The sequence below is a fragment of the Streptomyces sp. NPDC104581 genome (assembly GCF_055583685.1).
Genome location: NZ_JBVJNN010000007.1, coordinates 50,135 through 76,008, shown reverse-complemented (window position 1 = coordinate 76,008; position 25,874 = coordinate 50,135). Strand labels below are relative to the sequence as shown.

The 25,874-nt window shown below is 71.8% G+C and carries 23 protein-coding genes; 10 read left to right on the top strand and 13 right to left on the bottom strand.

All coding sequences use genetic code 11. The annotated features are described in order from the left end of the window. The first annotated feature begins 99 nt into the window (after nt 1-99). The 5 genes from ACZ61E_RS08555 to ACZ61E_RS08535 all read left to right on the top strand — a co-directional run bounded on the left by ACZ61E_RS08555 (nt 100) and on the right by ACZ61E_RS08535 (nt 5,995). The gene (locus ACZ61E_RS08555; RefSeq protein ID WP_469698743.1) at nt 100-864 is read left to right on the top strand and encodes an IclR family transcriptional regulator; all 765 of its coding nucleotides are present in this window, start codon (nt 100-102) and stop codon (nt 862-864) included. A gap of 227 nt (nt 865-1,091) precedes the next feature. After that, nucleotides 1,092-1,883, top strand: coding sequence for an MIP/aquaporin family protein (locus tag ACZ61E_RS08550; RefSeq protein ID WP_469698741.1), 792 nt, complete (start codon nt 1,092-1,094; stop codon nt 1,881-1,883). Nucleotides 1,884-1,929: 46 nt separating this feature from the next. Continuing rightward, nucleotides 1,930-3,483 (top strand): glycerol kinase GlpK, encoded by a 1,554-nt coding sequence (glpK, locus tag ACZ61E_RS08545; RefSeq protein WP_469698740.1) that lies wholly within the window; start codon nt 1,930-1,932, stop codon nt 3,481-3,483. Between the two features lie 31 nt (nt 3,484-3,514). Next, on the top strand, nt 3,515-5,128 hold the full coding sequence (locus ACZ61E_RS08540; protein ID WP_469698738.1) for a glycerol-3-phosphate dehydrogenase/oxidase: 1,614 nt from the start codon (nt 3,515-3,517) through the stop codon (nt 5,126-5,128). Nucleotides 5,129-5,323: 195 nt separating this feature from the next. Next, a complete protein-coding gene (locus ACZ61E_RS08535; RefSeq protein ID WP_469698736.1) occupies nt 5,324-5,995 on the top strand; it encodes a FadR/GntR family transcriptional regulator in 672 nt (223 codons plus the stop codon). A 208-nt stretch (nt 5,996-6,203) separates the two neighbouring features. On the opposite strand, the gene ACZ61E_RS08530 is transcribed toward ACZ61E_RS08535, so the two are convergent. The 5 genes from ACZ61E_RS08530 to ACZ61E_RS08510 are packed head-to-tail and all read right to left on the bottom strand — an operon-like array spanning nt 6,204 to nt 12,016. Then, nucleotides 6,204-7,235: an ABC transporter permease gene (locus ACZ61E_RS08530; RefSeq protein ID WP_469698735.1), complete on the bottom strand. Its 1,032-nt coding sequence runs from the start codon at nt 7,233-7,235 to the stop codon at nt 6,204-6,206. Then, nucleotides 7,232-8,791: a sugar ABC transporter ATP-binding protein gene (locus ACZ61E_RS08525; RefSeq protein ID WP_469698733.1), complete on the bottom strand. Its 1,560-nt coding sequence runs from the start codon at nt 8,789-8,791 to the stop codon at nt 7,232-7,234. Before ACZ61E_RS08525 ends, ACZ61E_RS08530 begins: the two co-directional genes overlap by 4 nt. Before the next feature lie 2 nt (nt 8,792-8,793). Beyond that, nucleotides 8,794-9,867, bottom strand: coding sequence for a sugar ABC transporter substrate-binding protein (locus ACZ61E_RS08520; RefSeq protein WP_469698731.1), 1,074 nt, complete (start codon nt 9,865-9,867; stop codon nt 8,794-8,796). Nucleotides 9,868-9,911: 44 nt separating this feature from the next. Then, nucleotides 9,912-10,700 carry an SDR family NAD(P)-dependent oxidoreductase gene (locus ACZ61E_RS08515; RefSeq protein ID WP_469698729.1) on the bottom strand — a complete coding sequence of 263 codons (789 nt, stop codon included), beginning with the start codon at nt 10,698-10,700 and terminating at the stop codon, nt 9,912-9,914. Then, nucleotides 10,697-12,016: an enolase C-terminal domain-like protein gene (locus tag ACZ61E_RS08510; protein WP_469698728.1), complete on the bottom strand. Its 1,320-nt coding sequence runs from the start codon at nt 12,014-12,016 to the stop codon at nt 10,697-10,699. Before ACZ61E_RS08510 ends, ACZ61E_RS08515 begins: the two co-directional genes overlap by 4 nt. 255 nt (nt 12,017-12,271) lie before the next feature. On the opposite strand from ACZ61E_RS08510, the gene ACZ61E_RS08505 reads away from it, so the two are divergent. After that, complete coding sequence (locus tag ACZ61E_RS08505; RefSeq protein ID WP_469698726.1) at nt 12,272-13,339, top strand: PAC2 family protein; 1,068 nt, start codon at nt 12,272-12,274, stop codon at nt 13,337-13,339. Between the two features lie 144 nt (nt 13,340-13,483). Here the strand turns inward: ACZ61E_RS08505 and mshC are convergent, their stop codons facing one another. From mshC to ACZ61E_RS08485, 4 genes are all read right to left on the bottom strand, one after another. After that, nucleotides 13,484-14,713, bottom strand: a complete 1,230-nt coding sequence (gene mshC, locus ACZ61E_RS08500; protein WP_469698724.1) for a cysteine--1-D-myo-inosityl 2-amino-2-deoxy-alpha-D-glucopyranoside ligase — start codon at nt 14,711-14,713, stop codon at nt 13,484-13,486. Between the two features lie 103 nt (nt 14,714-14,816). Continuing rightward, entirely contained in the window at nt 14,817-15,650 is an 834-nt protein-coding gene (locus ACZ61E_RS08495) for an SCO1664 family protein (RefSeq protein ID WP_469698723.1), read from the bottom strand. Continuing rightward, a complete protein-coding gene (locus ACZ61E_RS08490) occupies nt 15,614-16,204 on the bottom strand; it encodes a DUF3090 domain-containing protein (protein ID WP_078078138.1) in 591 nt (196 codons plus the stop codon). Before ACZ61E_RS08490 ends, ACZ61E_RS08495 begins: the two co-directional genes overlap by 37 nt. Nucleotides 16,205-16,312: 108 nt before the next feature. After that, nucleotides 16,313-17,017, bottom strand: a complete 705-nt coding sequence (locus ACZ61E_RS08485; protein WP_469698721.1) for a histidine phosphatase family protein — start codon at nt 17,015-17,017, stop codon at nt 16,313-16,315. Nucleotides 17,018-17,137: 120 nt separating this feature from the next. Here ACZ61E_RS08485 and ACZ61E_RS08480 point away from each other — a divergent pair, with 120 nt between their 5' ends. Further along, the gene (locus ACZ61E_RS08480) at nt 17,138-18,154 is read left to right on the top strand and encodes a magnesium and cobalt transport protein CorA (RefSeq protein WP_469698720.1); all 1,017 of its coding nucleotides are present in this window, start codon (nt 17,138-17,140) and stop codon (nt 18,152-18,154) included. A 105-nt stretch (nt 18,155-18,259) separates the two neighbouring features. Here ACZ61E_RS08480 and ACZ61E_RS08475 read toward each other — a convergent pair whose 3' ends face one another. Together ACZ61E_RS08475 and ACZ61E_RS08470 are read right to left on the bottom strand one after the other, a co-directional pair. After that, nucleotides 18,260-19,042 carry a ferritin-like domain-containing protein gene (locus ACZ61E_RS08475; RefSeq protein ID WP_469698719.1) on the bottom strand — a complete coding sequence of 261 codons (783 nt, stop codon included), beginning with the start codon at nt 19,040-19,042 and terminating at the stop codon, nt 18,260-18,262. Nucleotides 19,043-19,292: 250 nt separating this feature from the next. Then, the gene (locus ACZ61E_RS08470) at nt 19,293-20,345 is read right to left on the bottom strand and encodes an LLM class F420-dependent oxidoreductase (RefSeq protein ID WP_469698717.1); all 1,053 of its coding nucleotides are present in this window, start codon (nt 20,343-20,345) and stop codon (nt 19,293-19,295) included. A gap of 152 nt (nt 20,346-20,497) precedes the next feature. On the opposite strand from ACZ61E_RS08470, the gene ACZ61E_RS08465 reads away from it, so the two are divergent. Further along, nucleotides 20,498-21,481 (top strand): aldo/keto reductase, encoded by a 984-nt coding sequence (locus ACZ61E_RS08465; protein ID WP_469698716.1) that lies wholly within the window; start codon nt 20,498-20,500, stop codon nt 21,479-21,481. Further along, a complete protein-coding gene (locus tag ACZ61E_RS08460; RefSeq protein ID WP_469698714.1) occupies nt 21,478-23,844 on the top strand; it encodes a helix-hairpin-helix domain-containing protein in 2,367 nt (788 codons plus the stop codon). Before ACZ61E_RS08465 ends, ACZ61E_RS08460 begins: the two co-directional genes overlap by 4 nt. 112 nt (nt 23,845-23,956) lie before the next feature. On the opposite strand, the gene ACZ61E_RS08455 is transcribed toward ACZ61E_RS08460, so the two are convergent. Further along, entirely contained in the window at nt 23,957-24,628 is a 672-nt protein-coding gene (locus ACZ61E_RS08455) for a hypothetical protein (RefSeq protein ID WP_469698712.1), read from the bottom strand. Nucleotides 24,629-24,675: 47 nt separating this feature from the next. Here ACZ61E_RS08455 and ACZ61E_RS08450 point away from each other — a divergent pair, with 47 nt between their 5' ends. Next, complete coding sequence (locus ACZ61E_RS08450; RefSeq protein WP_023542774.1) at nt 24,676-24,864, top strand: DUF5703 family protein; 189 nt, start codon at nt 24,676-24,678, stop codon at nt 24,862-24,864. An 88-nt stretch (nt 24,865-24,952) separates the two neighbouring features. Here ACZ61E_RS08450 and ACZ61E_RS08445 read toward each other — a convergent pair whose 3' ends face one another. Continuing rightward, nucleotides 24,953-25,708, bottom strand: a complete 756-nt coding sequence (locus tag ACZ61E_RS08445; protein ID WP_469698710.1) for a chaplin — start codon at nt 25,706-25,708, stop codon at nt 24,953-24,955. Between the last annotated feature and the right edge of the window lie 166 nt (nt 25,709-25,874).

Sequence of the window (25,874 nt, the reverse complement as noted above, 5' to 3'; positions counted from 1 at the left end):
GTCGGCCAAATTGGAATCCGGTTGTCCGGCACACGGAGTCGGCATGGGCCGATATTGTTCAGCATTGTCGAACGACTTGCGACAAGGAGGTCCGGGCCGATGGCGAAGAGCATCCAGTCGCTCCAGCGCGCGGCGGCGGTACTGCGGCTTCTCGCGGGCGGCGAGCGCAGGCTCGGCCTGTCCGACATCGCCTCCACGCTCGGGCTGGCCAAGGGGACGGCCCACGGCATCCTGCGGACCCTCCAGGAGGAGGGGTTCGTGGAGCAGGACGCCGCTTCGGGCCGCTACCAGCTGGGGGCGGAGCTGCTGCGGCTCGGCAACAGCTATCTGGACGTCCACGAGCTGCGCTCCCGCGCCCTGGTGTGGACGGACGATCTGGCGCGGTCCAGCGGCGAGAGCGTGCATCTGGGGGTGCTGCACCTGGAGGGCGTACTGATCGTGCACCACGTCTTCCGGCCGGACGACAGCCGGCAGGTCCTGGAGGTGGGCGCGATGCAGCCGCTGCACTCCACGGCCCTGGGGAAGGTGCTCGCGGCGTACGACCCGGTGGCCCGTGCCGAGGCCGTCAGGGGCACCCGGGAGCGGCTGACCGGGCGCACCGTCACCGATCTGGAGCAATTCGAGTCGATTCTCGAACTCACCAGGTCACGGGGGTGGGCGGCGGATGTCGAGGAGACCTGGGAGGGCGTGGCGGCGGTGGCCGCGCCGATCCATGACCGACGGCGGATGCCCGTCGGGGCCATAGCACTCACGGGCGCGGTGGAACGCCTGTGCGAGTACGACGCGATCCGTCCGGAGCTGATCGCGGCGGTGCGCGAATGTGCCCGTTCGGTGTCCAGGGATGTCGGCGCCGGGCGGTTTTGAGTCGCATGGCCGATGATTCGAAGAGAACAAGGTTCCGGCGACAGGACCCTTGACGACTCCTTCACCCCAGGATGACACTGCCGTTCAGCGGTCGGCATTGTCGAACATTGATCGACGGGTCAACATGTGTGCACGACAAGGCCAGAGGCCGGCAACGCCCTCACCTGAGGGCTCGGACCATCGGTGCGAGCCGCTGGTCCGCCTTCCCCTGGACGAAGGAGTCTTGGGTGTCACACTTCGACATCTTCATAGGCGAGACCGTAGGTACCGCTCTCCTGATCCTGCTCGGTGGTGGCGTGGTCGCGGGCGTCGTCCTCAAACGCTCGAAGTCGCACGGCGCGGGCTGGGTCGCCATCAGCTTCGGGTGGGGATTCGCCGTACTCACCGGTGCGTATCTCGCCGCGGGCGTCTCGGGCGCCCATCTGAACCCCGCCGTCACGCTCGGCCTCGCGATATCCGGCGGTACGGAGTGGAGCGATGTGCCGCTCTACATGGCGAGCGAGCTGCTCGGCGCCGCCATCGGCGCCTTCCTTGTCTGGGTGGCGTACATGGGCCAGTTCAAGGCCCATCTGACCGACCCGGAGATCATCGCCGCGCAGCCGGCGGTCGAGGGGATGGTCGACCAGAAGACCGCGCCCAAGGCCGGTCCCGTCCTCGGTGTCTTCTCGACGGGCCCGGAGATCCGGCACACCGTGCAGAACGTGCTCACCGAGATCATCGCCACGTTCGCCCTGGTGATCGCGATCCTCACCCAGGGACTGAACGACGAGGGCAACGGCCTCGGTGTCCTCGGCGTCCTGATCACCTCGCTGGTGGTGGTGGGCATCGGCCTCTCGCTCGGTGGCCCCACCGGATACGCGATCAACCCGGCTCGCGACCTCGGCCCCCGTATCGTCCACGCGCTGCTGCCGCTGCCCAACAAGGGCGGCTCCGACTGGACGTACGCCTGGATCCCGGTCGTCGCTCCGCTCATCGGCGGCGCCGCCGCGGCCGGTCTCTACAACGTGGCCTTCAAGTAGGCCCACGCCCTTCCTCCGCCCTCCGCACCGAGCAGGAGCTGACACCGTGAGTGACGCACAGAGCACCGGGACTTCCTCCCACGGAACGGGACCCTTCATCGCGGCCATCGACCAGGGCACGACGTCCAGCCGCTGCATCGTCTTCGACGTCGACGGACGCATCGTCGCCGTCGACCAGAAGGAACACCGGCAGATCTTCCCGAAGCCAGGGTGGGTCGAGCACGACGCCAAGGAGATCTGGACCAACGTCCAGGAAGTCGTGGCGAACGCCATCGAGAAGGCCGGGATCACCAAGGCCGACGTCCTGGCGATCGGGATCACCAACCAGCGCGAGACCACCATGCTCTGGGACAGGAAGACCGGTGAGCCCGTCCACAACGCCATCGTCTGGCAGGACACCCGCACCAGCTCGCTGGTGAAGGAGCTGGGCCGCAACGTCGGCCAGGACCGGTTCCGGCGCGACACCGGACTGCCGCTGGCGACCTACTTCGCCGGGCCGAAGGCGCGCTGGCTGCTCGACAACGTCGAGGGGCTGCGCGAGCGGGCCGAGAACGGCGAGATCCTCTTCGGCACCATGGACTCCTGGGTGATCTGGAATCTCACCGGTGGTGTCGACGGCGGGGTGCACGTCACGGACGTCACCAACGCCTCGCGCACGATGCTGATGCGCCTCGACACGCTGGAGTGGGACCCGAAGATCTGCAACTCGATCGGCGTCCCGATGGCGATGCTCCCCAAGATCCGCTCCTCCTCCGAGGTGTACGGAACGGCCAAGGGCGGCCCGCTGAACGGGATTCCGGTCGCCTCGGCCCTCGGTGACCAGCAGGCGGCCCTGTTCGGCCAGACCTGTTTCGCGGAGGGTGAGGCCAAGTCGACGTACGGCACGGGCACGTTCATGCTGATGAACACCGCCCACAAGCCGGTCAACTCCTACAACGGGCTGCTCACCACGGTCGGTTACCGCATCGGCGACGAGCCCGCGGTGTACGCCCTGGAGGGCGCCATCGCGGTCACCGGCGCGCTGGTGCAGTGGATGCGCGACCAGCTGGGCCTGATCAACTCCGCCCCGGAGATCGAGACACTGGCCTCCTCGGTGGAGGACAACGGCGGCGCGTACTTCGTCCCGGCCTTCTCCGGACTCTTCGCACCCCACTGGGACTCGGCCGCCCGCGGTGTCATCGCCGGTCTCACCGGCTACGTCACCAAGGCGCACCTCGCCCGCGCGGTGCTGGAGGCCACGGCCTGGCAGACCCGTGAGATCAGCGACGCCATGACCAAGGACTCCAAGGTCGAGCTGACGTCCCTGAAGGTCGACGGCGGCATGACCGCCAACAACCTGCTGATGCAGACGCTCTCCAACGTCCTCGACGCGCCCGTGGTGCGTCCGATGGTCGCGGAGACCACCTGTCTCGGCGCCGCGTACGCGGCCGGGCTCGCGGTCGGCTTCTGGCCGGACACCGAGGCGCTGCGGGCCAACTGGCGCCGGGCCGCCGAGTGGACGCCGGACATGGACCCGGCGAAGCGCGAGCGCGAGTACAAGAACTGGCTCAAGGCCGTGGAGCGCACCAAGGCCTGGGTGGACGAGGACGACGAGCACTGACCCAGGCGTTTCGTCCGAGTGAGGAGACACCATGACCACCCTTCACAGCAGTCCCGCACTGGGCACGCACCCGGCGGGCGGCTCGCTCCCGAGCCGCGCCGAGACCCGGGAGCAGTTGTCCCGCGCCACCTACGACCTGCTGGTCATCGGCGGCGGCATCCTGGGCATCTCCACCGCCTGGCACGCCTCCCAGTCGGGACTGCGGGTGGCTCTGGTGGACGGTGGCGACTTCGCCGGCGCCACCTCCTCCGCCTCCTCCAAACTGCTGCACGGCGGTCTGCGCTATCTCCAGACCGGTGATGTGCGGCTGGTCGCCGAGAACCACTTCGAGCGCCGCGCGGTCTCGCGCCGCGTGGCGCCCCATCTGGCGAACCCGCTCACGTTCTATCTGCCCGTCTACCGGAACGGGCCGCACAGCGCGGCCAAGCTGGGCGCCGGAGTGTTCGCGTACTCGGCGCTCTCCGCCTTCAACGACGGCGTCGGGCATCTGCTGAGCCCGGCGAAGGCACGGCGCGCGGTGCCCGAACTGCGCACGGACAATCTCCGGGCCGTCGCGGTCTACGGCGACGACCAGATGAACGACGCGCGGATGGCCGTCATGACGGTCCGGGCGGCCGTCGAGTCCGGGGCCGCCGTCCTCAACCACGCCCAGGTCACCGGATTGCGGTTCACCGGCGGCCGGGTGACGGGCGCCGACCTCAAGGACGGTATGGACGGTACGGAGTTCGGGGTCGACGCCCGGCTCGTACTGAACGCCACCGGCCCCTGGGTCGACCATCTGCGCCGGATGGAGGACCCGCGCTCCGAGCCGTCCATCCGGCTCTCCAAGGGCGCGCACCTCGTGCTGCGGCGCACCGCCCCGTGGAACGCTGCGCTCGCGACGCCGATCGACAAGTACCGCATCACCTTCGCCCTCCCCTGGGAGGACATGCTGCTGCTCGGCACGACGGACGAGGTGTACGAGGGCGATCCGGCGGACGTCGCGGTCAACGACGCCGACATCCACCAGATCCTCGACGAGGCGTCGCTCTCGGTCCGCGACCAGCAGCTCTCGCGGGAGCTGATGACCTACTCGTTCGCCGGTCTGCGGGTGCTGCCCGGCGGCCCCGGCGACACCTCGACCGCCAAGCGGGAGACGGTCGTCACCGAGGGCAGTGGCGGCATGCTGTCGGTGGCGGGCGGCAAGTGGACGACGTTCCGCCACATCGGCCGTACGGTGCTGGACAAGCTGGAGACCCTGCCGGGCCGTCCGCTCGGCTCGGACATCGAACCGACGTCGCGGCTGCCGAAGATGCTGCCGCTGCCCGGCATCGCCAATCCGCAGGCGGTGACGCACCGGCTGCTGATCGACGGCGGGGCGCACGGCGACGGCATCGCGCGGGACACGGCGCACCATCTGGCCAGGCACTACGGTTCGCTGGCCTTCGACATCGCGCGGCTGGCGTACGAACGGCCCGAGCTGGGCGAGCGCATCCACCCCGACGCCCCGGAGATCTGGGCGCAGGTCGTCTACGCGCGGGACCACGAGTGGGCCGAGACGGCGGACGACGTGCTGCGGCGGCGTACGACGCTGACGATCCGGGGGCTGGACACCGATGGTGTCCGTGCCCGGGTGGAGGAGTTGCTGGGCGGGCGGAGCGGCTGAGCGGCCGGGTTCGAGCGGGCCGGGTGGTGCGGGGAGCGTGAGCGGCACGCTTCGAAACGAGTTCCGAATCGGTGCCGGGGCCGGGAGCGGCGGCCCCGGCCCCGTGCGTCCGGGAGATCTCCGGCCGAACGGGGCGCCGGGCCCGCGGGGAGACGCATAATGGAGGCCGATACATCGGATGTATGGAGGTCGCCCATGGCTGTCACCGACGAGGCCATCGAGAAGATCAAGGGAATGATCGTCTCGGGCGCGCTGCGCCCGGGGGACCGCCTTCCCAAGGAGAGCGAGCTCGCCGCCGAACTGGGCCTGTCGCGCAATTCGCTGCGCGAGGCGGTACGCGCCCTGTCGCTGATCCGGATTCTCGACGTACGGCAGGGCGACGGGACGTATGTCACCAGCCTCGATCCCCAACTGCTGCTCGAAGCGCTGAGTTTCGTCGTGGACTTCCACCGGGACGACACGGTGCTGGAGTTCCTGGCGGTACGGCGGATCCTGGAGCCGGCCGCGACGGCGATGGCCGCGTCCCGGATCAAGGACTCCGAACTGGACGCGCTCGGCGCGCAGTTGGACGCGCTCGGGGACGATCCCTCGGTGGAGGAGCTGGTCGCGTCCGATCTGGAGTTCCACCGAGGCATCGTGCAGGCCTCGGGCAACTCGGTGCTCTGCTCTCTGCTCGACGGTCTGTCGGGGCCGACGACCCGGGCCCGGGTGTGGCGCGGGCTCACGCAGGAGGACGCGGTCAGCCGGACCCTGCACGAGCACCGGGCGATCCTGGCCGCGCTGCGCGACCGGGACCCGGAGGCGGCCAGGTCATGGGCGACGGTGCATGTCGCGAGTGTGGAGCAGTGGCTCCGCTCGACCCTCTGAACCGGGGAGGGACGGAGGGCCGGGGCACCGGGACCTGACGGACGGGCCTCCCCGGGGGACGGACGTGGCCGGGAACGCCACTCGCCGGTCCGGACCGCGGGCGCGGTCCGGACCGGCGAGTGAAACCGGCTGTCGGCCACCGGACGTGTCCCGGGGAGGCCCGCGCCGGCGCCGGTCCGCCGCGCCGGGGGGACCGGCGGACCCGCCGTCAGTCCTGCTTCTCGCCGCTCGCGAACCGGGAGATGACCAGCGCGACGATGATGATCGCGCCGTTCAGGAACTGGTTCCAGAGCGCGGGCACCCCGCCCAGCGTCATCACATTGACCACCAGCTGGAGCGTGAGCACCCCGGTCAGCGCGCCGAAGAGCGTGCCGCGCCCGCCCTTGAGGCTGATGCCCCCGATCACGGCAGCGGCGAAGACCTGGAAGATCCAGCCGTTGCCCTGGGTGGCGGCGACGGAGCCGTAGTGCCCGGTGTAGAGGATGCCGGCGAAGGCCGCCAGGACACCGCCGATGGCGAGCACGACCCAGGTGATGCGGTCGACCCTGATACCGGCGGCGCGCGCCGCCTCCGGGTTGCCGCCGATCGCGTACAGGGAGCGTCCGTGCCGCAGCCAGGCGAGCGACGCGCCGCCGATGGCGAACAGCGCGAGACAGATCCAGACGGCGGCGGGCGCTCCCAGCCAGTCGGTCTTGCCGAGGTAGCGGAAGGACTCCGGGACGTCGGTGATCGACTTGCCCTCGGTGATGCCGATCTGGAGGCCGCGGAGCATGGTCAGCATGCCGAGGGTGGCGATGAAGCCGTTGACCCGCAGTTTCAGGATCAGGAAGCCGTTGATCACCCCGACGACCAGGCCGACCAGCAGACAGGCCGGGACGGCCGCCCAGACGGGCAGGATGTCGAGGCCCGCGAACCGGCCGCCCTCGGACGGCAGCACCATCCACATGGCGACGACCGGCGCGATGCCGATGGTCGACTCCAGCGACAGGTCCATCCGGCCGCAGATCAGGATCAGCGCCTGGCCGAGCACCAGCAGGCTCAGTTCGGAGGACTGCTGGACGACGCTGATCAGGTTGTTGGAGGTGAGGAAGACCGGCGAGACGATGAAGCCGATCACCATCAGCACCAGGATCACCGGCACGAGCGAGAAGTCGCTCCATCTGATGAACTTCAGCCGGCTCAGCGGGTGGTCGTTGTCGCGCTCCTTGTCGGGCACCGGCGTTCGTATCGTCCCGGTCATCGGCTCTCCCCCACACCTTCCATGGCGGCGACCAGTTCCCGGTCGGTCCACCCGCTCCCGAACGTTGCCACCACTCGCCCGTGGAACAGGGCCAGTACGCGGTCGCAGACCCGTAGATCATCCAGCTCGTCCGAGATGATCACGGCCGCGTTTCCCTCGTCGGCCACCCGGCGCACGACGCCGAGCAGCGAGTCCTTCGACTTGACGTCGACGCCCGCCGTGGGGCGCACCGCCACCAGGACGCCGGGCGCCCGGGCCAGGGCCCTGGCGACGACCACCTTCTGCTGGTTGCCGCCCGACAGGCCCGAGACCGGCTGCTCGGGGCCCGTCGTCTTGATGTCCAGCGAGCCGATCATGGACCGGGCGAACTCCCTGGTGCGGGAGGGCAGTACGGTCCCCCACGGGCCGAGCTGGTCGGCGACCGTGAGCGTGGCGTTCTCGGCGACGCTGCGGTTCAGCACGAGCCCCTGGAGGTGCCGGTCCTCGGGGATGTAGCCGATCCCGGCGTCCAGGGAGTGCGGGACGCTGCCCGGCCGCACCGTGCGGTCGCGGACCGCGATCCGGCCCGCCGTCGCCTTCCGCATACCGACCAGCGTCTCGCCCAGCGCGGTGTTGCCGCTGGCGGCGGCCCCGGCCAGGCCGAGGACCTCACCGGGGCGCACTTCGAGGTCGAGCGCTTCGAACTCGCCGTCCAGGCGGAGCCCTTCGGTGGTCAGTACGGGCTCCACCGTGCGGTCCGGGGGCACCGCGTGCGCGGCGTGCCAGGCCGCCGCCGAACTCGCCGCGTCCCCGGTCATGGCCGTCACCAGGTCGGCCTTGGCCAGTTCGGCGACCGGCGCCGTCAGGACGTGGCGGGCGTCGCGGTAGACGGTGACGGCGGTGCACAGCTCGTACACCTCCTGGAGGTGATGGGAGATGAAGAGGAACGCCACCCCCTGGCTCTGGAGGTCCCGGAGCTTGTCGAAGAGGCTGTCGATGCCGCGGGCGTCGAGCTGGGCCGTGGGCTCGTCCAGGATGATGAGCCGGGCGCCGAAGGACAGGGCGCGGGCGATCTCCACGAACTGCCGCTGTTCCACGGCGAGATCCTTGGCCCTGGTGTCCGGGTCGACGCTGACGCCGTACTCGGCGAGCAGTTCCCCGGCCCGGGCACGGAGCCTGCGCCAGCTGATGAACCGGCAGCCCGCTCCGGAACGGCCCTTGTCGAGGCCGTAGTTGTTGAGGAAGAGGTTCTCGGCGACGGTCAGGTCGGGCACGACCATCGACTTCTGGTAGACGCAGGCGACCTTGGACTGCCAGGCCGGGATGTCGCCGAAGGCGGGGGCCGGCTCGCCTCCGAAGCTCACCTCGCCCGCGTCGGCCTCGTGGAGTCCGGTGAGGATGCTGACGAGGGTGGACTTGCCGGCGCCGTTGCGCCCGACGAGTGCGTGCGACTCGCCGGGCGCGACGGTCAGCCGGACACCGTCGAGCGCCACCGTGGGACCGAAGCGCTTGACGACGCCCTCCGCGTGGACGGCGGGCGCCGGCGCTCCGGCGGCGGGTGCCTGGGCGTGATGCATGGTCAGCTCTTCTTTTCCAGCTGGTTGGCCCACAGCGACTCGTCGTCCACGTTCTCCTTGGTCACCAACGGCGCCGGGAGCTGGTCCTCGAATCCGTTGGGGATCTTGATGATGTTGGAGTCGTGGTCGGTCGGGCCCTCCTTCGGGGTCTTCCCGGCCAGCGCCTCCTTCGCGTAGTACAGGGCGTACTTGGCGTACAGGTCGGCCGGCTGGGAGACAGTGGCGTCGATCTTGCCCGCGCGGATCGCGTCCAGCTCCTCGGGGATGCCGTCGTTGGAGATGATCGTGATGTGGCCCTTCTCCCCCGGCGGCTTGAGGAGCTTCTTCTGCTCCAGCAGCGCCAGCGTGGGCTGGAGGAAGACACCGCCGGCCTGCATGTAGATGCCGTTGAGGTCGGGGTGGGCGGCGAGGGTGGACTGGAGCTTGGCGGAGGCGACTTCGCCCTTCCACTCGGTGGCCAGCTCGAACACCTGGATGTCCGGGAACTTCTCGTCCATGCAGCTCTTGAACGCCTCCGAGCGGTCGCGGCCGTTGATGGAGGAGAGGTCGCCCTGGAACTCGGCGACCTTGCCCTTGCCGCCGAGCTGCTCACCGAGGTACTCGCACGCCTTCTGGCCGTAGGCGCGGTTGTCGGCCCGCACGACCATGTAGACGTCGCCCTTGTCGGGGCGGGTGTCGACGCTGACGACCGGGATCTTCTTCTCGTTCAGGTTGGCGAGCGTCTCGGCTATCGCGCCGGTGTCCTGCGGGGCCATGACCACGGCCTCGGCGCCCTGGTCGGTGAATGCCTGGACGTTGGAGACGAGCTTGCCGATGTCGTTCTGCGAGTTGGTCACTGACAGGGCGTCGATCCCCTCGTCCTTGACGCCGGACTCGATGTACTGCTGGTAGGAGTTCCAGAAGTCGCTGTCACTGCGCGGCAGGTCGATCCCGACCTTGCCGCCGCCGTCGGCGTTCCCGCTCCCCGAGTCGCGGTTGCAGCCCGCGAGGGCCGTGACGGCGAGCAGCGCGGCGCAGGCCGCGGCGCTCGTACGCAGTGTGGTGCGTGGGGATCGCCCCACGGGGTGTCGCAGCATTGGTTGTCCGTCCTTGGGTGAGTGTCGGCTCAGAGCTCACAGGTTCAGGGGGTGGCGGGGCGCAGGCGCAGTCCCTGCATTCCGCCGTCGACCGCGAGTGCCGTGCCCGTGACGGCCGCCGCGGCGGGGCTCGCGAGATAGACGACCGCGGCGGCGACCTCGTCCGCGCCGACCAGCCGTCCCGTGGGCTGGCGCGCTTCGAGGGCGGCGCGTTCGGCCGCGGGGTCGGACGCCTGGTCGAGCAGGCGGCCGACCCAGGGGGTGTCCGCGGTACCGGGGTTGACGCAGTTGACGCGGATGCCCTCACGGACGTGGTCGGCGGCCATCGCGAGGGTCAGCGAGTACACGGCGCCCTTGCTCGCGCTGTAGAGCGCGCGCTGCGGGAGCCCGGCCGTGGCGGCGATGGAGCAGGTCTGGGTGATCGAGACGTGGCCGGGCCGGGCGGCGGCGGCGCGCCGCAGATGGGGCAGTGCGTGGCGTGCGGTGCGGACCATGCCGAGGACGTTGATGTCGATGACCCGCAGCCACTCGGCGTCGTCGTTGTCGGTGACGGTGCCGACGGCGCCGATCCCGGCGTTGGAGACGACGGTGTGCAGGGCCCCGAACTCGGCGGCGGCGGTGTCGACCGCCGTGCGGACCGCGTCGTCGTCCGTGACGTCGGCCGTGAGTGCCAGGGTGCCCGCGGGGGCGGACGCCGTGTCGCGGTCGAGTACGGCCACGCGTGCGCCGCGCGCCAGCAGCAGGGTCGCGACGGCCGCGCCGATGCCGGAGGCGCCGCCGGTGACGAGGGCGCCCAGGCCCGTGAAGTCGCCTGTGCCGTGTGCTGCCGTCATGAGTTGACCTCCTCGGTGGTGCGGCGGGCCTGCCAGACGGGCCCTTCGGGGTAGCGGTGCGCGGCGACGGACTCGGGGCGCATGCGAGCGGAGAAGCCGGGAGCGGCGGGTGCGACGTAGCGGCCCGAGTCGATCACCACCGGGTCGGTGAAGTGCTCGTGGAGGTGGTCGACGTACTCGATGACGCGGTCGTCCCAGGTGCCCGAGACGGCGACGTAGTCGAACATCGCCAGATGCTGGACCAGTTCGCACAGGCCGACCCCGCCGGCGTGCGGGCAGACCGGTTTGCCGTACTTCGCGGCGAGGAGCAGGATCGCCAGGTTCTCGTTGACGCCGGCGACACGTGCCGCGTCGATCTGGACGAAGTCGACGGCGTCGGCCTGGAGCAGTTGCTTGAACAGGACGCGGTTGGCGCCGTGTTCGCCGGTGGCGACCTTGACGGGCTGTCCGGCCCGGACGGCGGCGTGGCCGAGGACGTCGTCGGGGCTGGTGGGCTCCTCGATCCAGTGCGGTTCGTGCGGGGCGAGCGCGGTCATCCAGCGGATCGCGTCGGGCACGTCCCAGCGCTGGTTGGCGTCGACGGCGATACGGATGCCGGGGCCGACCGCGGCGCGGGCGAGCTTCATGCGCCGTACGTCGTCGTCCAGGTCGCCGCCGATCTTGAGCTTGATCTGCTCGAAGCCGTCGGCGACGGCCTGTTCGGCGAGGGTGACGAGTTTGGTGTCGGAGTAGCCGAGCCAGCCCGGTGACGTGGTGTACGCGGGGTAGCCCTCGGCGCGCAGTCTGGCGGCGCGTTCGGCCCGGCCGGGCTCGGCGGCGCGCAGGATCTCCAGCGCCTCGGCCGGGGTGAGGGCGTCGGTGAGGTAGCGGAAGTCGACGAGTGAGACGAGTTCCTCGGGTGTCATGGAGGCCAGGAACTCCCAGACCGGCAGCCCCGCCGTCTTGGCCGCGAGGTCCCAGGCCGCGTTGACGACCGCGCCGGCGGCCATGTGCATGACGCCCTTCTCCGGGCCGAGCCAGCGCAGCTGCGAGTCGTGGGTGAGCTCGATGTGGAGCGCGGCGAGATCGGCGGCGGTACGTGGCGCGGGGCGGCCGAGCACGTACGGGCGCAGGGCCTCGATGGCCGCGGCGAGTACGTCGTTGCCCCGGCCGATGGTGAAGCAGAACCCGTGCCCCTCGGCGCCGTCGTCGGTGCGCAGCACGACGTAGGCGGCGGAGTAGTCGGGGTCCGGGTTCATGGCGTCCGAGCCGTCGAGCTGTTCCGAGGTCGGGAAACGGATGTCGTGTACCCCGAACTCTGTGACGGTCTGACTCACTGCACGCCCCCTGAGAAGAACATCGGACCTCTTCGGTCATCCGATGTATAGCGTCGTTGACGGGTAAACGTCCAGGGGCGGTACGAAATTTGAGGTCACAGCTCGGATGAATTCTCCGGTTCGTCGCGGCGGCACCCCCAGCCATGCCCAGCGGCGCGGAAGTTCACCCGCGCGTGCACGGGGGCTGCGGACGGCCGGCTGATAAGCCGTAAGGTTGGTCCGTACGTTCAGAGAACACTTCGGAAGGAGGCCTGGGTGATCGAGCTCGAGGGGGTACCCGAGCTGATCGACCCGGTCATGGTGGCCGCGTTCGAGGGCTGGAACGACGCGGGCGACGCCGCTTCCACGGCGGTCGGGCATCTGGACCGGGAGTGGAAGGGCGAGGTGTTCGCCGCGCTCGACGCCGAGGACTACTACGACTTCCAGGTCAACCGGCCCACGGTCTGGCTGGACGGCGGCGTACGGAAGATCGTCTGGCCCACCACCCGGCTCTCCGTGGTCCGGGTCGGCGGGGAGAAACCCCGCGACCTCGTGCTGGTCCGGGGCATCGAACCGTCCATGCGCTGGCGCTCCTTCTGCAACGAGATCCTGGGCTTCGCCCATGAGCTGGGCGTGGAGATGGTGGTGATCCTGGGCGCGCTGCTCGGCGACACCCCGCACACCCGTCCGGTGCCGGTCAGCGGTGTGACCTCGGACGCGGACCTGGCCAGGACGATGGACCTGGAGGAGACCCGCTACGAGGGCCCGACCGGCATCGTCGGCATCCTCCAGGAGGCGTGCACGCACGCGGGTGTGCCCGCGGTGAGCCTGTGGGCCGCCGTACCGCACTACGTCTCGCAGCCGCCCAACCCGAAGGCGACGCTGGCCCTGCTGAACCGGCTGGAGGATCTGATCGGGCTGCGGATCCCGCTGGGCGAGCTGGCGGAGGACGCGCGGGCGTGGCAGCTCGGGGTGGACCAACTCGCCGCCGAGGACAGCGAGGTGGCGGAGTACGTCCAGTCGCTGGAGGAGGCGCGGGACACCGCGGAGCTGCCGGAGGCGTCGGGCGAGGCCATCGCGCGGGAGTTCGAGCGGTATCTGCGCCGGCGCGACGGCGGTCCCGGCCAGACGCCGGGCGGGCACGCCACGGAGACCGGCGAGGGCTCGGGGACGTATCTGCGTGACACGTCGGGTCCGGGACGCGGCAGGCCGCCACGGGCACCGCGGCCGGGGCCGGGGCCCGATCCGGGTGCCGGGCCGGAGAAGGGGCCGGGTGCCGGGCCGGACGGGAAGCAGGATCCGGACGCCGGCCCGGGTGACGACGAGGACTCCTCGGACGACTGACCACGGCGGGGCGCGACGGCCGGACGAGGCGCGCGCCCGGCCGTACCCGCGCCCGCTCACGCCTGTTCCCGGTCGCCGGGCGGACCGTCCGGCGACCGGGAACAGGATCCGCCGCCGGGTGCCCGGCGGCGGACCCGTCAGCCGCTACAGCGCGACGCCCAGCAGGGCGTCGACCGTGCGGGACACCACTCCCGGCGCCCCTTCGTCCGTACCGCCCGTGGCCTCCTGAAGCGCGGCCCAGCGGTCGACCGCGGCCAGCGCCGCCGGAGCGTCCAGATCGTCCGACAGCGCCTCGCGCACCTCCTCCACCAGGTCCGCGGCCGGCGGGCCGTCGGGCCGCGACACGGCGGCCCGCCAGCGCCCCAGCCGCGCCACGGCGGCCTCCAGCACCTGGTCCGTCCACTCCCAGTCCGCGCGGTAGTGGTGCGCGAGCAGCGAGAGCCTGATGGCGGCCGGGTCCACGCCCTGGCGGCGCAGGGCGGAGACGAAGACCAGATTGCCCTTGGACTTGGACATCTTCTCGCCGTCGAGCCCGACCATCCCGGCGTGCACGTACACCTTCGCGAACGGGTACTCACCGGTCAGCGCCTGTGCGTGGGAGGCGCCCATCTCGTGGTGCGGGAAGGCGAGATCGCTGCCGCCGCCCTGGACGTCGAAGCCCATGCCGAGGTGGTCGAGCGCGATGGCCACGCACTCGATGTGCCAGCCGGGCCTGCCGGGGCCGAGGCCGCCGCCGTCCCAGCTCGGCTCGCCCTCACGGGCGGCCATCCAGAGCATCGGGTCGAGCGGGTTCTTCTTGCCGGGCCGCTCGGGGTCGCCACCGCGCTCGGCCGAGAGCAGCCGCATCGCCTCGGCGTCGAGACCGGAGACCTCGCCGAAGTGCGGGTCGGCCTCGACGGAGAAGTAGACATCGCCGTCCAGGACGTAGGCCGCGCCGCTGTCGCACAGCCGCTCCACGAGCGGCACGATGCCCGGTATCGCCTCGACCGCGCCGATGTAGTGCCGCGGGGGCAGCATCCGCAGCGCGGTCATGTCCTCACGGAAGAGGGCGGTCTCGCGCTCGGCGAGCCCGGTCCAGTCCTCGCCGTCGCGCGCCGCCCGCTCCAGGAGCGGGTCGTCAATGTCGGTGACGTTCTGGACGTACTCGATCTGCCGCTTGGTGTCGAGCCACACGCGCTGGACGAGGTCGAACGCGTTGTAGGTGGCCGCGTGGCCGATGTGCGTCGCGTCGTACGGCGTGATGCCGCAGACGTAGATCCGGGCGACGGGGCCGGGGGCGAGGGTGACGGGACCACCGGTCGCCGTGTCGTGAATCCGGAGGTCGCGGCCCTTGCCGGGCAGGGCGGGGACGTCGGAAGCGGGCCAGGCATGCATGTCCTGAGCGTAACCGGACGTTGGTTCCGGATACGAACCGGACCGGGCCTGTTGTCCGGTTCGGCGCTCTTGCGTGATCGCCCGGTTGATGCCTGGCCGACGGTCAGACCGGCGGCCAGGGGATCGCGGGCCACTGTCCGGACGGCTTCGGATGAAGTCCCGTACGGCGCATCTCCTGTACCCGGGACCGGACGGCCTCCGTCTCGGCCGGTGTGATCAATTCGGCCAACCGGGTGGTGAGCGGAGTACCTTCGGCCATTTCGCCGGCCAGCCGGTCCAGCACGGTCACCGCCTCGGCGGGCAGCGGCTCCCCCGCCCAGCCCCAGAGCAGGGTGCGCAGTTTGTCGTCCACGTTGAAGGTGACGCCGTGGTCGATCGCGTACAGCCGACCACCGGCCCCGGGCAGCAGATGGCCGCCCTTGCGGTCGCCGTTGTTGATCACCGCGTCGAGGACGGCGAGCCGCCGCAGCCGCGGGTCGTCGGCGTGCACCAGCAGCGCCGTACGGCCCTCGCCGACCTCGGCGAAGCCGATCGCCTTCCAGCCGTCGGCCGGCTCGTCCTCCTCGACAAGGGCGAGGAGTTGGGGCGCCGCGTCGCTCTCGTCGGCCTCGATCCACAGCTGGCACATGCCCTCGCCGTACGGACCGTCACGCAGCACCGTGGGCGGGACGAGACCCCAGCCGGTCGCCTCGGACATCTCGTACGCCGCCACCTCTCGGCGGGCGAGCGTCCCGTCGGGGAAGTCCCAGAGCGGCCGCTCCCCCGCGACGGGCTTGTAGACGCACAGGGCCTCCTCGCCCTCGTACGACACCGCGCAGTGCAGGACCGCGTTGGACGCCTCACGGATCCGGCCGCGGACCGTCAGCTCGCCCCTGGTGATCAGATCGACCGCTGTCACGCTCATGCGTCGCGGCGGTATCCGTTCTGGCGCGGACATACGTGTCCCTCCGGGTCGAGCGGCAGACTGCACAGCGGGCACGGCGGCCGGCCTGCGTTGACCACGTCCAGGGCACGTTTGGCGAAGGCCCTCGCCTGGGCGCCGGACAGCCGGACGCGGAGCATCGGCGGACCGTTCTCCTCGTCCTGGAGCAGCCGCTCCTCGGCGTCGGCGAGGTCCTCGTCGGTGTCGGCGTCGAGTTCGACCAGGGCCTGGGCCTCGACGATCATGCGCTGTTCGTCGCCGTCCCAGGCCAGCGCCATGGTGCCGACCCGGAACTCCTCCTCGACGGGCGCGTCGAGCGGTGCGGCGTCGGCGACGTCGGTGGGTGCCACGGCGGGCACCGGCGCGTTGCCGCCGGTACGGCGCACGACCTCGTCCAGCAGCTCATCGATCCGCTCGGCGAGTGCGGCGACCTGGGTCTTCTCCAGGGCCACGCTGGTGACGCGGCCCGAGGCGGATGCCTGGAGGAAGAACGTACGGCGGCCAGGCAGCCCGACCGTACCGGCCACGAAGCGGTCCGGCGGGTCGTAGAGGAACACCTGACGGGACACGTCCTGTCTCCCTTGGGAATTGACGGAATGGGGCGGGCCGGGGGGCGCCCGGAGAGCGAATGCTCCGGGGTGGCACGGACGGCCCGTCCACCCTACTGCGCGCGGAGATCACGGCGCGCCGCTGCCACCGCCCACGACCGCCGTACCACCGCTGTCCTGCTTTGCGCTCCCGCCGTTCTCACGCGGTGTCAGGGAACCGAGGTCCCCGGTGTCCCCGAGCCGCAGCACGAACGGACGCAGCGGGGTGTATCTGATGGCGGTGACGGAACAGGGATCGGCGTGGATCCGCTGGAAGAGGTCGAGATGCATGCCGAGCGCGTCGGCCACCAGGGATTTGATGATGTCGCCGTGCGAGCACATCAGAAAGAAGGCGCCCTCGCCGTGCTCCCCCTCGACACGCGCGTTCCAGTCGCGCACGGCGTCCACGGCGCGGGCCTGCATCGCGCGCATCGACTCACCGCCAGGGAACGCGGCGGCCGAGGGATGCCGCTGGACGACCGACATCAGGGGTTCGTCGGCCAGTTCGGCGAGCTTGCGGCCGGACCAGTCGCCGTAGTCGCACTCGCTGATCCGGTCCTCCTGGTGCGTCGCGATGCCGGGGCGGGCGTCGACCAGTGGCCGGACCGTCTCCAGACAGCGCTGGAGCGGGCTGCTGACCACGGCGGCGAGCGGCAGCCCCGCGAGCCGTTCCGGCAGGGCGGCGGCCTGGGCGACGCCCTGCTCGTCCAGCGCGACGCCGGGGGTCCGGCCGGCGAGGACGCCCGAGGTGTTGGCGGTGGAACGCCCGTGCCGTACGAGGATCAGGGTGGCCATGGCGGCCAGCCTAAACGCTCCGGTGACGGAGGTGGCCGCCGCCCGGAGAGCGGGCACCGGGCGGTACGCGGCGGGGTCCGGACGCGGTCGGGGTGCGTCAAAGCGCGCCGCCCGGGAAGAATGTCGGGCGTGATCGTCGACAGTGCCATCTACCGCGACGGGCGCCGTACGGACGGGCCCGCCGATCTGTCCGACGCCCTGGCCGAGGCGCGGGCGTCGGGGAACGCCTTCCTGTGGGTGGGGCTGCACGAGCCGACGGAGAACGAGTTCGAGCTGGTCAGCGGAGAGTTCGGGATGCACCCGCTGGCCGTGGAGGACTCGCTCAAGGCGCACCAGCGGCCCAAGCTGGAGGTCTACGACGACTCCCTGTTCATGGTGCTGAAGCCGGTGGTGTACGACTCCGAGCACGACACCGTCTCCAGTGGTGAGCTGATGGTCTTCGTCGGCGACTCGTTCGTGGTGACGATCCGGCACGGCGAGGGCGCGCCCCTGCACGCCGTACGCCGGCGGCTGGAGTCGGAGCCGCAGGTACTCAAGCACGGGCCCACCGCGGTCCTGTACGCCGTCAGTGACGCGGTGGTCGACCACTACCTCGATGTCGGCTCCGAACTCCAGGTCGACCTGGAGGAGTTGGAGTCGCAGGTCTTCTCGCCCACCGAGGGCGGTTCGGGGCGGCGCCGCGAGGCGGGCGACCAGCCGGCCGCGGAGCGGATCTACACCTTCAAGCGGCAGGTGCTGGAGTTCCGCCGGGCCGCGGGGCCGCTGGCGGCGCCCATCTCGCGGCTCACGCGCTCCGGGGTGCCGTTCGTCCATGAGCGGTCGCAGCCGTTCTTCCGGGACGTGGACGACCATCTGACGCGCGTCAACGAACAGGTGGAAGGGCTAGACCGGCTGCTGTCGGACATCCTCTCGGCGCATCTCGCGCAGATGGGCGTCCGGCAGAACGACGACATGCGCAAGATCTCGGCCTGGGCGGCGATGGCGGCCGTACCGACGCTGCTCGCGGGGATCTGGGGCATGAACTTCCAGCACATGCCCGAGCTGGGCCAGGTGTGGGGCTACCCGGGCGCGCTGATCCTGATGGCGGGCGCGGTGACGTTCCTGCACCGGCTCTTCAAACGCAACGGCTGGCTCTGACGGCGCGCGGCCGGACGGGCAGCCGGGGTCCCGGGCAGCCGCCCCGGACCGCGGCTCTCCGGTGTCCCGGCGGACCGGGGGTCGCGCTCCCGGTCCGCCCCGGGGTCAGAACGCGGCGGCGGGGGCCGGGCCGCCCAGGGCGTCGCGGCGCTCCGGCATCGAGAGGCTGACCATCCGCCGCCAGCCGCCCGCCCGCTCCACCGCGTACAGACCGTGGATCCCCGCCCTCAGCAGCGCCGACTTGGCCCGGGGCCAGCCGAGGACACGGCCCATGTGGTCCATCACGGCGAGGCTGACTTCGCGGTAGATCCGGATCTCGGCCCGTGCGCTCTCCTGGAGCACCCGGTGGATGGTGCGGCCGTGTCCCCGGCGCGCGAGACGCAGCAGCTCCTCGTGGCAGTAGGCGAGATGGTTGACCTCGTCGGCACTGATGATCTTGATCGCGTTGCCGACGAGCGGGTGGTCGCCGAAGTACCTGACCAGCATGTCCATCTGGTCGGCGGCACGCTGTTCGGTCACCCGGCTGTGGCAGAGGTAGACGACGACGTCCTGCTCGGTCAGCGGGTCGTTCCGGCGCAGCTTCTCGTGCGGGAGGCCGATGCCCCGCTGTTCGAGCAGCATCGTGTAGTCGGTGGCGGGCGGGACGTCGACCGGCTCCAGACCGCGCCGCTTGAGCAGCGCGTCGAAGATCCGCCCGTGTTTGTCCTCGTCGGCGCCGTGCCGGGTGATCTTGGGTGCGAGATCCCGCATCCCTTCGGGCACCAGCGCGGCGATACGGCCGTTCTCCCAGCCGCCCTGGGCCTCACCGCTGGCCGCGATGGAGCAGAAGAGCCGGAAGGAGTCGTCGTTGTCGAGGATTTCCTCGAACAGGCTTCGGGCCGAGAGCATCGAATGCCACCTCCATGGAGGATGTCCCCACAGACACCCGCACAAGGAGTCAAATCCGACCGGAGGGAACAGGCAACAGCTCAGGGCCCGGACTCGGCCGAAGGAGCGAGAGCCAGGGGCACGTCCGTACGTATGCGGGGACGCGTAACCGGGTGGAGGGGCGGGGCGTTGTCCTTCATGACGGCCGTGGCGGGGAAGACCCCCGAGCCCCCACCACGGCCGCGGACTTCCCAGCCGCGCGGGAGCGCGCTCAGGTGACGAGGCCGGCCAGTTCCAGCGCCTCGGTGCCCGCGCGCAGGGCCGCGAGCCGCTCGTCGAGGGTGAAGCCGGCGGGGGCGAGCGTCAGCGTCGTGACACCGGCCGCCGCGTACGCCGTCATCCGGTCGGCGATCCGCTCCACCGAGCCGAGCAGCGTGGTCGAGTCGATCAGCTGGTGCGGTACGGCAGCCGCGGCCCCGTCCTTGTCGCGGTCCAGGTACTTGTCCTGGATCTCCGCAGCCTCGCGCTCGTAGCCCATGCGGCGGGCGAGCTGGTTGTAGAAGTTCTGCTTCCGGCTGCCCATGCCGCCCACGTAGAGCGCGGTGTACGGGCGGAACATGTCGGCCAGCGCCTCGATGTCGTCGCCCAGCGCGATCGGCAGGGTCGGGCATACGTCGAACCCGTCCATGGTCAGTCCGGCCTTCTCGCGGCCCGCGCGCAGATGCCTGAGCGCCGTCTCCTCGAGATGCTCGGCCGACGGGAAGATCAGCAGGGCGCCGTCGGCGATCTCGCCGGTCTGTTCCAGGTTCTTGGGGCCGATCGCGGCGATGTAGAGGGGGATGCGCTCGCGCTCGGGGTGGACCGTGAGCTTGAGCGGCTTGCCGGGGCCGTCGGGCAGCGGCAGGGTCCAGTGCTCGCCTTCGTAGGAGAGCCGCTCACGGGACATCGCGCGGCGGACGATCTCCACGTATTCGCGGGTGCGGGCCAGCGGCTTGTCGAACTTCACGCCGTACCAGCCCTCGGAGACCTGCGGTCCGGAGACGCCGAGGCCGAGGCGGAACCTGCCGCCGGAGAGGGAGTCCAGCGTGGCGGCGGTCATCGCGGTCATGGCGGGCTGACGGGCCGGGATCTGCATGATCGCCGATCCGACGTCGATGTTCTCGGTCTGGGCGGCGACCCAGCTCAGCACGGTGGGGACGTCGGAGCCGTACGCCTCGGCGGCCCAGCACACGTCGTAGCCGAGGCGGTCGGCCTCCTGGGCGACGGCGAGGTTGTCGCCGTCCATGCCGGCGCCCCAGTAGCCGAGATTGATGCCGAGCCGCATAACCACTCCCTTACTGATCAGTAACGTACCTGTGCCGGGACTCTAGCGCGTGGTGCCGGCATCCGTCAGGGGCGGCATCGGGCGTCCGCCGCCGGGGCGGGTTGTCCACAGGCTCACTGCGAGTGGGACAACGGCCAGTAATCTCAGCGGTCATGGAGCAGAGGCATCTCGGCCGTACCGGCCTGCGAGTGTCCCGTATCGGACTCGGCACGCTGACCTGGGGGCGCGACACCGACGAGCACGACGCCGCCGACCAGTTGAAGGCTTTCTGGGAGGCGGGCGGCACTCTCGTCGACACCGCCGACGTGTACGGGGGCGGGGAGGCCGAGTATCTGCTCGGGCAGCTCGTGGACAGACTCCTGCCGCGTCACGAGCTGGTGATCGCCACCAAGGCGGGCAGCGTGGCGGATCCGTACAGACGCTTCAACGGGTCGCGCGGGCATCTGCTCTCCGCGCTGGACGCCTCGCTGGAGCGGCTGGGGACCGACCATGTCGACCTCTGGCAGCTGCACGCGTTCGACGCGGGGACGCCGCTGGAGGAGACGCTTCAGGCGCTCGACATAGCCGTGAGCAGCGGCCGGGCGAGATACGCGGGGGTGTCGAACTTCTCGGGCTGGCAGCTCGCCAAGGCGGCGACCTGGCAGCTTGCCGCGCCCGGGGTGCGGACCCGGCTGGCCAGCACACAGATGGAGTACTCCCTGCTGCAAAGGGGCGTGGAGCGCGAGGTGCTGCCGGCCGCCGTGGACCTGGAGGTCGGGCTGCTGCCGTCGTCGCCGCTGGGCCGGGGGGTGCTGACGGGCAAGTACCGGCACTCGACGCCCGCCGACTCCCGTGGCGCTTCGGACCGGTTGGCGCCGTTCGTGGAGCCGTATCTCGACGAGCCGGCGAGCCGCATCGTGGACGCGGTGGTGACGGCGGCGGAGGGGCTGGCGACGACGCCGCTGGAGGTGGCGCTGGCGTGGGTCAGGGACCGGCCGGGCGTGGTCGCGCCGATCGTCGGGGCGCGCAACGCGCAGCAGCTCACGGCCGCGCTGTCAGTGGAGAGCCTTAGGCTTCCGGACGAGATCTGCCAGGCGCTCGACGATGTGTCGGCGCCCGTGCACCGCTATCCCGATCAGGACTGGAGCACGCTGTGACTGTGCCTTCCCGGGGGACGACCCCCGGATCCCCCGCCGAGGACCGCGAGGCCGAGTCGCCGCCGGCGCCGGGCGGGGCCGGCGAAGGCGCACCCGCGACTCCGGGCGGGGCCGGCGAAGGTGCGCCCCACGAAGCCGGAAAGGCGGGCGCACCCGGCGGAACGGCTCCTGCCGAGAGCCGGGACCACTCCGGGGACGGCGACGCCGTGGACGGGGCCCCGGACGGGGTCGCGCCCTCGGGCGACGAAGACGGCGGCGTACCCGGAGCGGACCGCCCAGCCGACCCCACCGGGGACCCGACCGGAACCAGGGCCGCACCCGGCGACGACGAGCCACCGAGCGGAGAAACGAACCCGCCGAGGGACGGGGACGCCGGGGGTGGGAAAGCGGCGCCCGGTGGGGGGCAGGGGGTGGCGGAGCCGTCCGAGGCCGAGGCGGAGATCGCCGCTCAGCGGGAGTTGCGTGAGCGGATCGCGCGGCGGAAGGCCGAGAAGGAGGGGCCCATCCCCGCGGGCGCCAAGCTCAGCGGGCAGGCGGCGGATCTGCTCGCCGCGGTGCGGGCCATGGAGGGCGGCCAGGCGGCCCCTGTCCGCCCTGCCGCCCCCGTCGTCGCTCCCGGGCCCGCCAGGCCCGCCGTACCGGCCCAGAATCCGCCCCGGGCCACCGGGCCCGCTCCAGAGACCGCCGCGGCCGTCGCCGCCGTGCTCGCCGAGGGCGGCGCCCCCCGGACGCTGGGCCCGCAGGTCGCCGCCACGCTCGGGGAGCGGGCCGGTGACGCGCTGCGCGAGGACCCGTGGCTGCTGCTGTCCGTCCCCGGTGTCCGGCCCGAGCAGGCCGACGGTTTCGCCCGCGCCCTCCTCGGCGACGGCGCCGGCCCCGGCGACGAACGGCGCGCCACCGCGCTGGTCGGCTGGCTGCTGGAGAGCGCCGCCCTGCGGGGGCACACCGCGCTCACGTTCCCGGCGGTGCGGGCCGCCCTGGCGGAGCGGTCGGTGCCCGATCCCGACCGGGCGCTCCGGCACGCGATCGCGGAGGGCGCCGTGCTGGTGTTCCAGGACGGCGCCGAGGAGACCGGCGGGGAGTCGGAGGACGGCGCCGCCGACGGTCCGGCCGTGCCCGTCCTGCTCGGGCTCGACCGGTACGCACTCGCCGAGGAGAGCCTCGCCGACGGACTGGCCCGGCTGGTGAAGACGGTCCGGGCGGCGTCCTGGGACGAGGCGGCGGCGCAGGCCCCGTCACCCTCTGCGGGCGAGCTGATCCGCGCGGTCGCCGGACACGGCCTGGTGGCCCACACCGGCGGCGAGGCCGCACGCGCCGAGCCGGTGGCCCTGGCGGAGGCCGTGCGCACCCTCGGGCTGCGGCCGGTCGTCGCGGCCCACAGCGAGAACGGCCGTCGCCGGCTGGGCGCGGGCGCCGTGACCGTCGCCGGGCTGCTGGCCGGCACGGAGGGGCCCGGACGGGACGCGGACGGAGCGCTGGACCTCGACCTCCTCCTCGTCCTCGACGCGCCCCAACTGGACGTGGAGACCGCGACGATGCTGGTCGAGTCGCTGCCCGACGGCGCGCGGCTGGTCCTCTCCGGCGACCCCGGGGTGCTGTGGTCGGCGGGCGCCGGGCGGGTCTTCGCCGATCTGCTCGCGGCCCGTGTGTGCCCCCAGATCGCCTCGCGGACGCCGGACCCCGGACCGCTCGGCGAGCTGGTCTCGGGTATCGGCATCGGTGAGCTGAACCAGGTCGAGGCCCCCGGCAAGGAGATCGTGATCGTGCCCGTACGGGACGCGGGCGAGGCCGTGCACCGTACGGTGCAGCTCGTCGCCGACTCGGTGCCGCGCGCCATCGGTGTGCCGTCGGGCCGGACGCAGGTGATCACGGTCGGGCATGGTGGCGCGGTGGGGACACGCGCGCTGAACACGGCGCTCAAGGAGCGGCTGAATCCCGGTCCCGGCCGGTTCGGCGGTTTCGACCCGGACGACCGGGTCGCCTATGTGCCCGCCCCGGGCCGGACCCTGACGGGCTCGGTCGTGTCGGCGGACGCGGAAGGGCTCCGTCTCGACTGCGACGGGATGCCGGTCGTGGTGCCGAGGGAGCTGGTCGAATCGGTCGTACGGCACGGCTGGGCGCTGACCGCGCACCAGGCGGCGGGGATGCGGTGGCCGGCCGCCGTCGTGGTCCTGCCGGGCGACGCGGCGCAGGGCCTGAACCGGCCCTGGGTGTACACGGCCTTCGGCCGGGGCGAGCGCCATCTGTCGGTGGTCCACGGCGTCGACCAGGCGCTCGCGCACGCGGTGGCCGGGGTTCCGGCCGCCGAACGGACGACACGGCTCCGTACGCTCCTGGAGGTCCTGCTGACGCCCGCCGTGTGACCGGTGCGACCGAGCGGCGCGCACCGGGGGTCCGTAACCCGAACGGCCGCCGGCCCGCCCACGGGATTCGCGGGCGGGCCGACGGCCGTCGCGGCGCGGGGCGCCGGAGCCGTCAGGCGTCCTGTTCCTCCAGGTCACCGAGGTCCCCGGGGCGGCTGCCGCCGAAGCCGTCGAATTCGTCCTCGTCGAAGACCGAGCTGACGTCGAAGCGGCAGACGACCTGCTGCGGATCGGCCTGCTCGAAGGGGGCGCCGAGCCATTCGCCGGGCTCCGGAAGGTCGTCGGCAGCCGACACCCACAGCGTCGAGTCGCCCTCCTCCAGGCCGAACTCCTTGTGCCGGGACGCGATCTCGTCGGGTTCGTACTCGCCGAAGAGCACGCCCACAGCGGCGTGCACACTGGCGCCGACGACCGCCACGGTCTCGGCGTCCCCGTCGACATCGGCGATGCGCTGCGCCTGGGCGAGCAGCCGCCGCGGCTCGGCCACCGCGTAGTCGCGGCGGATCAGCACACTGAGCGCGTTCGGCTCCTCCGGGCCCCGGTAGGGCGGCAGGGAGTCGTCCGTGCCGGGGATCTCGAAGGGGGTGACCTCGTCGTAGAGGTCGTAGAGCCGCTCGTCGTACGCCTCCGCCGCGGTGGCAAGGGCGTTGAACGCCTCGGAGACCGCCGGGTCGTCCTCCCCCGTGCGGCGTTCGACCGCCGCGAGGTGACGGTCCAGCGCGACCTTGACCGCCTCGGCGGCGGCACGTACCTCGGCAGCCGTGGGCTGCGCAGCATCAGACATAGAGCAGACGCTATCCGTACCGGGCCTCTGCCCGCACAATAGATGCGATGCCGGAATACGAATTTGTCGACGTGTACGTGCCGCGCGGGGTGTCCCGCAGCGACGCGACCCGCCTGCTGACCGACCACGCCGAGTACGGACACTGGGAAATGGACCGCCTGAGCCTCCACCGGGACGGCAGTCGCAGAGTGCGGCTGCGCCGGCGCATCATCCGTCAGGTACGCGCCACCTGGTGAACGGCGACGGGGCGGGTCCCCGCTTGTCCGCGGAGACCCGCCCCGTGCCGTACCGGGCCGGAGACCTGCCTTACTCGCGCCGGCCGTGTTACGCGGCGGCGCGGGTGCGGCGGTAGATGACGCCGCCAGCGAGCAGCAGGGCCGCGCCCGCGGGGATGACCAGTCCGAGCCCGCCGGCGCCGGTCTGGGCCAGCACCTCGGTGCCCTCCTGGTCGACGGCCTGTGTGTCGGGGCGGTTGGGGGACGGCGGGACGGCGCGGTCCGTCTGAGGCTCGGGGGTGACCGGCTCTCCGGGCTTCTCTGGCTTCTCGGGCGGCGGCGCGGGGGTGTCCGCGTCGTTCGCGCACTCGTTGCCGAAGGCGGGGTTCAGCACCCCGACGATGTCGACGCTGTTCCCGCAGACGTTGACGGGGATGTCGATCGGCACCTGGATGACGTTGCCGGAGCCGACACCGGGTGAGTTGCCGGCGCCTCCCCCGGCGTGCGAGCCGCCGCCGTGGCCCCCGTGCCCGCCCTGCGGGCCGTTGCCTCCGGGGCGGTCCTTGCCGCCGTGCGAGCCGCCGTCCTGGGAGCCGCCGCCGTGCGAGCCGCGACCGCCGTCGGACGCGTTCGCGCAGTTGTTGCCCATGGCGGGGTTCAGCACCCCGACGACATCGACGGTGTTGCCGCAGACGTTGACCGGGACGTGCACGGGGACCTGGACGTTGTTCCCGGACAGCACGCCCGGGGAGTTCGACGCCGTTCCGTCCGCGGCCGAGTCCGCCTGCGCGTAGCCGCCGCCCATGGCGAGTACGCCACCGGCCGCCGCGACGGTGATCAGGCCTTTGCGCGTGACCTGTCTCATAGCTTGTTCCTGCCTTCTGCCTTCCGGTTACCCCCGGCACGACCGCCTGGGGATTGAGGCCCGGGGGGGGGGGGGGGGGGGGGGGGGGGGGGGGGGGGGGGGGGGGGGGGGGGGGGGGGGGGGGGGGGGGGGGGGGAGGGGTAAGGGGGGGAGGTGGGTGGGGTGG

What these genes read in the sequence shown, in the direction of transcription:
- ACZ61E_RS08555 (WP_469698743.1), top strand. Translation starts at nt 100, where the DNA reads ATGGCGAAGAGCATCCAGTCGCTCCAGCGCGCGGCGGCGGTACTGCGG.
- ACZ61E_RS08540 (WP_469698738.1), top strand. Translation starts at nt 3,515, where the DNA reads ATGACCACCCTTCACAGCAGTCCCGCACTGGGCACGCACCCGGCGGGC.
- ACZ61E_RS08535 (WP_469698736.1), top strand. Translation starts at nt 5,324, where the DNA reads ATGGCTGTCACCGACGAGGCCATCGAGAAGATCAAGGGAATGATCGTC.
- ACZ61E_RS08530 (WP_469698735.1), bottom strand. Translation starts at nt 7,235, where the DNA reads ATGACCGGGACGATACGAACGCCGGTGCCCGACAAGGAGCGCGACAAC.
- ACZ61E_RS08525 (WP_469698733.1), bottom strand. Translation starts at nt 8,791, where the DNA reads ATGCATCACGCCCAGGCACCCGCCGCCGGAGCGCCGGCGCCCGCCGTC.
- ACZ61E_RS08520 (WP_469698731.1), bottom strand. Translation starts at nt 9,867, where the DNA reads ATGCTGCGACACCCCGTGGGGCGATCCCCACGCACCACACTGCGTACG.
- ACZ61E_RS08515 (WP_469698729.1), bottom strand. Translation starts at nt 10,700, where the DNA reads ATGACGGCAGCACACGGCACAGGCGACTTCACGGGCCTGGGCGCCCTC.
- mshC (WP_469698724.1), bottom strand. Translation starts at nt 14,713, where the DNA reads ATGCATGCCTGGCCCGCTTCCGACGTCCCCGCCCTGCCCGGCAAGGGC.
- ACZ61E_RS08495 (WP_469698723.1), bottom strand. Translation starts at nt 15,650, where the DNA reads ATGTCCGCGCCAGAACGGATACCGCCGCGACGCATGAGCGTGACAGCG.
- ACZ61E_RS08485 (WP_469698721.1), bottom strand. Translation starts at nt 17,017, where the DNA reads ATGGCCACCCTGATCCTCGTACGGCACGGGCGTTCCACCGCCAACACC.
- ACZ61E_RS08480 (WP_469698720.1), top strand. Translation starts at nt 17,138, where the DNA reads ATGTCGGGCGTGATCGTCGACAGTGCCATCTACCGCGACGGGCGCCGT.
- ACZ61E_RS08475 (WP_469698719.1), bottom strand. Translation starts at nt 19,042, where the DNA reads ATGCTCTCGGCCCGAAGCCTGTTCGAGGAAATCCTCGACAACGACGAC.
- ACZ61E_RS08470 (WP_469698717.1), bottom strand. Translation starts at nt 20,345, where the DNA reads ATGCGGCTCGGCATCAATCTCGGCTACTGGGGCGCCGGCATGGACGGC.
- ACZ61E_RS08465 (WP_469698716.1), top strand. Translation starts at nt 20,498, where the DNA reads ATGGAGCAGAGGCATCTCGGCCGTACCGGCCTGCGAGTGTCCCGTATC.
- ACZ61E_RS08455 (WP_469698712.1), bottom strand. Translation starts at nt 24,628, where the DNA reads ATGTCTGATGCTGCGCAGCCCACGGCTGCCGAGGTACGTGCCGCCGCC.
- ACZ61E_RS08450 (WP_023542774.1), top strand. Translation starts at nt 24,676, where the DNA reads ATGCCGGAATACGAATTTGTCGACGTGTACGTGCCGCGCGGGGTGTCC.
- ACZ61E_RS08445 (WP_469698710.1), bottom strand. Translation starts at nt 25,708, where the DNA reads ATGAGACAGGTCACGCGCAAAGGCCTGATCACCGTCGCGGCGGCCGGT.